Annotated in this window: 3 protein-coding genes; all 3 read right to left on the bottom strand. The window is 41.1% G+C overall.

Annotated features, from left to right (window positions below; translation table 11 throughout):
- Positions 1–94 precede the first annotated feature (94 nt).
- The gene (lpdA, locus tag AC1DRF_RS20460) at positions 95–1,474 is read right to left on the bottom strand and encodes a dihydrolipoyl dehydrogenase (protein WP_477741542.1); all 1,380 of its coding nucleotides are present in this window, start codon (positions 1,472–1,474) and stop codon (positions 95–97) included.
- 15 nt (positions 1,475–1,489) lie between these two features.
- A complete protein-coding gene (locus AC1DRF_RS20455) occupies positions 1,490–2,716 on the bottom strand; it encodes a dihydrolipoamide acetyltransferase family protein (RefSeq protein ID WP_427076298.1) in 1,227 nt (408 codons plus the stop codon).
- Between the two features lie 25 nt (positions 2,717–2,741).
- The coding region (locus AC1DRF_RS20450) for an alpha-ketoacid dehydrogenase subunit beta (protein WP_477741541.1) at positions 2,742–3,288 on the bottom strand (547 nt) is incomplete at its 5' end.

Here is a 3,288-nt window from a genome sequence, read left to right as displayed (position 1 = left end):
CTTCCGTGATTCCTTCATCCTCTAGTTATCTTTTTGAATCATTCATTTTTACTTTTTATCCTCAAAAAGTTTAATAACTTGGGCACCTGCGTAATCAGGAGTGAACGGCCTGACCCGCCGACTGCAAAAGAGCTTCGTAAATGGCTTCAGATAATGTAGGGTGGGCAGCTATAAAGTCTTCCAYTATATCTGTGGTCAACTCTCCGTGCATCATAATGGTTCCTTGTCCAATTAATTCTGTAGCATGTGAACCTACAATGGAAAGCCCAATAATTTCATTAAACTGCGGTTCTACGATTACTTTCACTTTTCCAACGGACTCATTTGCAATCATTGCTTTACCATTTGCCGTAAACGAGAATTCTCCGACGCGAATATCGCCGTATTCGCTTCGAGCCYGCTTTTCTGTCATACCGACACTTGCAATTTCAGGGTGAGTATAAATGCAGCGGGGTACAGCTCGATAATTTACGCTCTTATCTTTTCCGCATGCGTGCAAAGCAGCAACTGTGCCTTCATGAAAGGCGACATGAGCAAGCTGAATTCCGCCAACTACATCTCCACAAGCATAGATATTAGGTATATTCGTTTGCATATGCTCATTAACATCAATTCCTTGTTTTGAAAAATGTACGTCAACCTGTTCTAAACCCAGACCTAGCACTTTAGGTTTTCTGCCAATAGAAATTAATGCATACTCAGCCTGCAGTTCATGCAGCTCTTCTTTATGTTTAAATAGAGCCGTTTTATGTTCTGGCTTCATTTCCGTTAGCGAAGCGGATGTATAAATCCCTACGCCTTTTTTCTCTAATTCTTCCTGTAACGTCAATGCGATGTCGGCATCTTCACCAGGAAGCAGCTGATCTGCCGCTTCCACAATCGTTACTTTTGTTCCCATTTGGCTGTAAATGCTTGCAAATTCACATCCAATTACACCTCCTCCTACTATTAAAAGAGATGAAGGGATAGCAGGCAGCGACATTGCTTGTTTACTGTGAATGATCCACTTTCCATCAAAAGGAGCAAATGGCAGGCTAGCAGGTTCTGAACCCGCAGCAATAATAAACTGTTCAGCCTCTATCTCTTCTACGTAATTTTCGTTTCGCACGGCTAGACAATGATTTGTCAAAAAAGAAGCTTCTCCTTTTATGACTTTAATACTGTTCTTTTTCATCAAATAGCTGATTCCCCTGACCAAGTTTTTAACAATGGTTGTTTTATGATGCTGAACGCCATCCCAGTTAATTTTCACTTGTTCTAAAGGAAGATTGATGCCGAATTGCTCAGCTTTCTTAATTTTCTCATAGGCTTCCGCGCTTGCTAATAGCGACTTTGTTGGCATACAGCCCTCATTTAAACAGGTTCCACCTAAATCTTTTTGTTCGATTAACGTAACTTGTTTTCCTTGCCGAGCGGCAGTGATTGCCGCCACATATCCTGCTGGACCGCCGCCAATCACAACTAAAGGTTTCACGGAATGCACCCCTTTCTATAAGAGTAGTAAAATAGGCTGTTCTAAGTATTGTTTAATAGTTCCAAGGAAATTAGCTGCAGGTGCTCCGTCCAGTACGCGATGATCAAACGTCAGGCTTAAAGGCAGCAAGTTTCTTTTTTGTAATTCGTCTCCTTTATACATCGGTACATCTTCAGTAGCTCCAACACCAAGAATTCCTGTTTCAGGCGGGTTTAATACAGGTGTAAAATACTCTACTCCGTAAGCACCGAGATTAGTAATAGTGAATGTAGAACCTTGCATTCTATCAGTGCTCAGCTGACCTTGCCGAGCATCTGCTGCTCGTGTTTTGATCTCTGCAGCTAATTCAACTAACGACATCTTTTCAGCATGTTGCACAACAGGGACTACTAACCCATTCTCTAAGGCTACGGCCATTCCAAGATGAACATGGTTATAGAGATGAATTTCGTTATCTATATAAGCACTGTTCATTTGTTTATGTTCTTGAAGTGAAAGAACAACAGCGCGAGCAATAAAATCAGTTAGAGATATCTTCACCTTATGGCGTTGTTGGATCACATCTTTGATTTCTCGTTGCAGAGACAGCAAATCCGTCACGTCAGCTTTCATATTAATCGTTAATTGGGCACTGTTTAATAAACTATTATGCATTCGACTTGCAATGACTTTTCTCATGCCCGCTACTGGAAGCGTTTCTTTTTTTATAGCTTTATCTATTTCTGCTGGTGGACGACTCGCTTCTGAAGCTCTTTCCGCCAGCACTTTCTCTACATCTGCTTTGGTGATTCTTCCTTTTGGTCCTGTGCCTTTAATCGTTTCAACATTAAGGTTTTCAGATTCTGCTAGTTTCCGTGCAATTGGTGAAATAAGCACCGTTTCTTTCCTCTTTTTTGATGAAGCTGCGTTTGCTGGCGGCTCTTCTAAAGAAATAGTGGCAGCTACTTCGTTTTTGGGAGCCTGAAGCTCATTTGCTGAACTGTTTTGCTCAGTAAGCTGCTCGTTTGGCTGTCCAACATAACAGATAATCGTTCCAGGAGGCACCCCTACATCTTCTTGCACAAGAATATCAAGAATCACACCGTCCTGCGGAGCTTCAATTTCCATTTCGATTTTTTCAGAATTAATGCTTGCAATCATATCTCCTTTTGAAACGGAGTCTCCAACTTTTTTATTCCATGTCGAAACGGTTCCTTCTTTCATTGCCATACCTAGTTTTGGCATTACAACCTCTGCAGCCATTTGCTTCCTCCTCCTTTCTCTTTATTTACACGCTTAAAAGCGATTTATCTCCTAGTAACTCCGATACAACTTCAATTACTTTTTGCGGTGTTGGCAGATAAATATCTTCTAATGGAGGTGAAAATGGCACAGGTGTATGTGGCGCTGTAATTCGTTTAATAGGTGCATCAAGCATGTCAAATCCTTTATCAGCAACTAGCGCAGCAATGTCTGTTGCTATGCTGCATCTTGGGTTGGCTTCGTCAATAACAATTAATCGATTCGTTTTTTCTACAGAAGAAAGAATCGTCTCTTCGTCAAAAGGGGATAGACTTCGCGGATCGACTACTTCTACGTCAATTCCTTTGTGAGATAATTGATCTGCTGCTGTAAGTGCAGTATTTACTTGTTTGCCAATCGCTACAATAGTTAAATCCGTTCCTTCGCGTTTCACGTCCGCTTTTCCTAATGGAATCGTATAGTAGCCTTCAGGAACCTCACCTTTCATGTTGTACAATGTTTTGTCTTCAAAAAAGATAACCGGATCATTGTCTTCAATTGCTGCTAATAATAAACCTTTTGCATCGTAAGGA

It is taken from the genome of Priestia sp. P5_B4 (genome assembly GCF_056400385.1).
The sequence above is the reverse complement of the archived record's forward strand: the minus strand, read 5'-3'. Positions and strand labels throughout refer to the sequence as shown.